Raw genomic sequence first — 5,448 nt, forward strand, 5'->3', positions numbered from 1 at the left:
GTCTTATTGATGCCCATTCGCACCTTGCCTTACGGGGCGGTGTCAACGAGGCGACACATTCCATGACCTCCGAGACCCGTATCAGGGATGTGATCGATTCCGACGATATCGATATCTACCGTCAGCTTGCAGGCGGATTGACCATGTCGTGTATCATTCACGGCTCGGCGAACACGATCGGCGGACAGAATGCGGTTATCAAGCTCCGGTGGGGCGCTCTGCCGGACGAGATGCTTGTCGGCACGGCAAAACCGGGCCTGAAATTCGCACTCGGAGAGAATGTCAAGCGCTCGAACGTTCAGGGGCCGCCGACAACCCGTTATCCCGCGACGCGCATGGGAGTCGAACAGTATCTCCGCGATGCATTCCAGGCTGCAAAAGATTACCGTCAGGAATGGCAGGTGTACGAACGTGACAAGAAGGAGGGAAAGAATCCCATACCGCCGCGAAGGGACCTGCGCCTTGAACCGCTTGTCGAGATTCTCGACGGCAAACGTCAGGTGCAGTGCCACTCATACCGTCAGGACGAAATCCTCGCCTTGATACGCGTAGGTGATGACATGGGATTCAAAGTCGAGTTCCTCATTCATATTCTCGAGGGATATAAAGTCGCCGATGTGTTGAAAAAGCACGGCACCATGCCATCCACCTTCAGCGACTGGTGGGCGTACAAGTTCGAGGTCTATGACGCCATTCCCTACAATGGGGCGCTCATGCGCGACCAGGGATTGCTCGTGAGCTTCAATTCCGATGATACGGAACTGGCGCGCCGCATGAATCTCGAAGCCGCGAAAGCGGTCAAGTACGGCAATGTTCCCGAAGAGGAGGCGCTGAAATTCGTCACCCTCAATCCCGCGATTCAGCTCGGTGTGAATGACCGCGCCGGAAGCATCGAGCCGGGTAAGGATGCCGATTTTGTCATATGGAGCGGCTCTCCGCTGTCAACGTACTCCATGTGCGAGCAGACATGGATCGACGGGCGGCGGTATTTCGACCGCGCCGAGGACGGCGAACTCCGGAAAAAGGCCGCCGAACAAAAAACGGCGATTACCCAGAAAATTCTGGGTAAGAAACCGGAAAAGAAGCAGAACACTGAAAAAACATCGAATCCGAAGTAACATAATAACGACATAATATTATTTGGTTATTCAATGAGTTCATAATCTCTTATGTATTGTACGCTGGTCGTCATTCCCAGGAACGAAGTGAACTGGGAATCCAGTAGTACCATTGCTTTGTCATGAGCATGAGATGATGGATTCCTGTTTTCACGGGAATGACGTTCTATCGTGAAAAACATCTCATCCGTAAGTACTATGCATAAATTGAATAACGCAAAATATTAATAAAGGAGATGAACACATATGAGAAAAAAAGTCAAAATCACCGTGATGCTTGCGGCCATGACTGGGATACTATGGGCCATGACGGTGCAGGGATCGGACCAGGTTCCCGCTCCCCCGCAAAAGCAGCCGATAGCACTCATCGGGGGTACCATCCATACAGTCAGCGGAAGCGTTATAGAACAGGGCACCATTCTCTTCGAAAAGGGAAAAATCCTCGAAATCGGGACGAATGTCGCGATTCCCTCTGATGCGCTCAGAATCGATATCGGCGGGAAGCACGTTTATCCGGGGCTCATCGAGACAGATTCTCAGCTCGGGCTGGATGAAATCGATGCGGTGCGCGCAACGCTCGATTTCCGTGAGACCGGAACAATCAATCCCGATGTACGGGCGGAAACAGCGGTGAATCCCGATTCAGAGAGGATACCGGTGACTCGCGCCAATGGTGTCGCCCTGGCGATGACATCCCCGACAGGGGGGCTCATATCGGGAACATCGGCTCTCCTGATGCTCGATGGATGGACATGGGAGGATATGACTCTGAAGGCGCCGGTGGGCATGATAATCAACTGGCCCCGCATGAGGGCGACATCCGCGTACGGGATGCAGCAGTCCCGGGACGAGCAGCGTAAGAATACCCGTGACCAGCTCGATGCGCTCGAAAAGGCTTTCCGGGAAGCCCGAGCCTATAAAACCGCCCGTGATGCGGAGGCAAAAAAGGGTGTGCCCTTCCTGAAGACCGATATCCGGTGGGAAGCGATGATACCGGTACTTCGCGGAGAGCTGCCTGTTATCGTCGTTGCAGGCAGCCTGCAGGAAATCACTTCGGCAGTGGAATGGGCAGACCGTGAACAGATTAAAATTGTTCTTATCGGCGGCGCGGACGCCCCCCGTGCGGCAGAACTGCTGAAGCGGAAAGATGTTCCGGTGATCGTAACGCCGATTCTGCGCCTTCCGGACAACCGGGATTCGGATTATGATGAGCCATTCACGGTGCCTTTGAAGCTGTATAATGCGGGTGTCCGGTTCTGCATCGCCGGGGGAAGCGGCGCGGGAAACGAGCGGAACCTGCCGTACCATGCTGCCATGGCGGCTGCGTACGGTCTTCCCAAAGATGAAGCACTCAGGGCGGTTACCCTTTCTGTGGCCCAAATCCTCGGCGTCAGTGACCGTGTGGGATCGCTCGAGAAAGGGAAGGACGCCACACTCATCGTAACGGACGGCGACCCGCTGGAGATCGCCACACACGTGGAAAAACTCTACATACAGGGCCGCGATGTGGATTTGAACAACCGTCAGAAAATACTCTACGAAAAATACCGTGAAAAATATCGTCAGACATCCGGTAATTAAGAAGAAAAAGCATGTTTTGACATGATTTACATGATTTACACGATTGAATACTGATGAAAAGAGACATACAACCCGACCAATTCATGGAATTTAATGGAACGCTGATTTTCTCTATGTTTTTTGTGTGAACGATTAATAATTACTAAAGATATTATATACAATTTGTTATATCTGTTTGTGTCTTAGTGTCTTCGTGGTTAAATATTTTCATGAGTAATCCGGGTTAAGAAGAAAAAGCATGTTTTGACATGATTTACATGATTTACAAGATTGAATACTGATGAAAAGAAGAAAAATAGTTTATCAATTCATCAATACGTTACCGGACGGATAATGAATGCCCGTATATCATAAAAAGAGGGGATACCCATGAAGAGCGTTATTCGTACCGTTATAATGATTTTACTGGCGATTCCGGCATATTCCGGGTTTGTGCACCCAGCTGAGCTCGATGATCTGCTTTCGGTCATGAGCCATGAAATTTCCGGTTCAAGGACACGTGACTATACAATGCGGTTGTGGCAATACGACAAATGGTCGACGCTGCCCATGTGGAAAAAATCATCCGAAGAAGTGAAAACCATCATGGAGGAACGCGGTTTCGATGAGGCGAAACTTGTCGAAACCCCCGCCGATGGCGTAACAAGAGTCGGGGACTGGATAAATCCTCTCGGGTGGGATGCACGGGACGCCACACTGGAGGTCATCGAACCTGCGAACCTGCCGGACGAATACCGGTATCTCTGCAATTACCGTGACAACCCCACATCGCTCGGCTGCTGGAGCGCTCCGATGCCGCCGGAGGGAATCGAGGCGGAACTCGTTGTCCTCGAACGCTCGAATCCCGAACTTCTCAAGACGCTCGATGCCCGTGGTAAAATCATCCTTGTTTCCTCGAATTCGCGTGGATTGAAACGGTATCTCGACCGGTATGGGATTCTCGGCATCGTGAGCGACCAGATCGAAGGCCACAGCAGGGATTCGGTGAACGAAAACAACTGGCTCAACGGCTGGAGCGACATCCCCGGCGGGTGGCTCATGATCGATTCGGACAGCAAAAAGAACATCCGGTTCTCAATTTCGCAGAACAAGGCGAATTATCTCAGGAACCTCATCAGGCAGGGGAAAAAGGTCAGAGTACGGGCAAAAGTCGACAGCAGATATTACACGGATGACACGCTCCCGTATACCACGGGATTCGTTCGCGGATCGGGCAGCGAGGGTGAAGAGGTGCTGGCGTCAGCTCATAACCACGAGTGGGGCGCGAGCGACAACGCCGCCGGCTCTGCCGCGATTCTCGAAGCTGTCGGTACGATCAACGATCTCATCAACTCGGGAAAATTGCCCCGTCCCCGTCGTGGAATACGGGTATGGATCGGGTCTGAGATTTATGGCTCGATTGCATTTGCCGGGCATAATCTCGAACGTCTTCAGAAGAAAACGGTCGCCGCGGTTTCCTGCGATGACGGCGCCGGGGATTACGACCTCATGACCTCGGCGGTGACCCTCGTCATGAATCCGAACTGCTGCCCTACCTGTACCGATGCCGTTATCACCGAAATCGCACGCCGATACTACTCGAAATACCAACCGGACCGGCTGTTCAAGACAGTTCCCTATCAGATGGCGGACACGTTTTTCTGCGAGCCGATGATCGGGGTGCCGACAAACTGGATTTATCCGAGGACGGGAGGAACGCTCCACCACAATTCGAGCGATACCATCGAAAAGGTCGATGTTCGTTCGCTCCGCGACATGAGTATACTCGCCGCGCTGTACCTCTATTACCTCGCCGATGCGGATTTCGATCAGGTTCCGTTCATGACCGATCTCACGTTCAGCAGGGGATTGAATGTCATCGCGGACAAATCGACGGAATTGAATACACGCCTCCGTACCGCGCGTGACGGCGCCGAGCTTGGGAAAATGCTCGCCGATGGAACGGAAATCATCAATTACTATGCCGGTCTGCAAGGCAGAGCTGTTGAGAATATCGTACGGTTTGTCGCCCCTGACCGTAAGGCGCAGGCACAGCAGTACCTTGACCGTTATGCAAGCGACCTGAAGGAATACGGCGCTCTGCTCGCGCAGCAGTTTACGGAGAGAGTCAACGAGGAAGCCAGGGCCGGATCGGTAAAGATTATCCCTTATAAAGCGCCTGACGGCATCTGGGAGCGCGAGGCTGCATCCATTATTCCGAAACGGTCGATAATCGTATCGCTTTCACTGTCCGGCATACCACCGGAGGAATGGGTGGAGGTATCGGGCCTGCCGCGCTGGTGGTCCGCAAACGACTGGGCATCGTCATCGTACTGGTGGGTAGATGGAAAGAGGAATCTCAATGAAATCAGGAAGTTATGCGAGCTTGAGGCGGGCATCCCTGTCCGGAATTTCGACCTCATTAAATACTACAGGTTTTTGGAACAGCATGATCTCGTGGAATTCGTGAAGTAGTGTGAAAGGGACAGAGGGACAGAGGGACAGAGACCTTTAACCCGGATTATGTATAAACGCCAAAATGTGAATACTTAATATTGACATTATCTCAATAATAACAATGTGCTACAACGTTATACCTACTTTATCATAATCCCCCTCGGCTTCGCCGTATGTCAAGTCCTAAAAAATGTTTACAGTAGTTGTAGTTTCTTTTTTGTTACTTTTTTCTTTGTTGAAAGTGTTGAAATGTTGATAACATAAATTGTATTCACGGTATTTTCACAAATAATTGTTCCAGCGCTTTTTGTAT

Annotated in this window: 3 protein-coding genes; all 3 read left to right on the top strand. The window is 51.6% G+C overall.

Going from position 1 to position 5,448, the window contains the following annotated elements; genetic code table 11:
* Positions 1 to 1,118: amidohydrolase family protein (locus LLG96_12960; GenBank protein ID MCE5251120.1), on the top strand; the 1,118-nt coding region annotated here is incomplete at its 5' end.
* Between the two features lie 246 nt (positions 1,119 to 1,364).
* Complete coding sequence (locus LLG96_12965) at positions 1,365 to 2,699, top strand: amidohydrolase family protein (GenBank protein ID MCE5251121.1); 1,335 nt, start codon at positions 1,365 to 1,367, stop codon at positions 2,697 to 2,699.
* Between the two features lie 369 nt (positions 2,700 to 3,068).
* Complete coding sequence (locus LLG96_12970; GenBank protein ID MCE5251122.1) at positions 3,069 to 5,153, top strand: M28 family peptidase; 2,085 nt, start codon at positions 3,069 to 3,071, stop codon at positions 5,151 to 5,153.
* The last annotated feature ends 295 nt before the right edge of the window (positions 5,154 to 5,448 follow it).

This window comes from bacterium (assembly GCA_021372535.1).
Lineage (GTDB): Bacteria > Latescibacterota > Latescibacteria > Latescibacterales > Latescibacteraceae > JAFGMP01.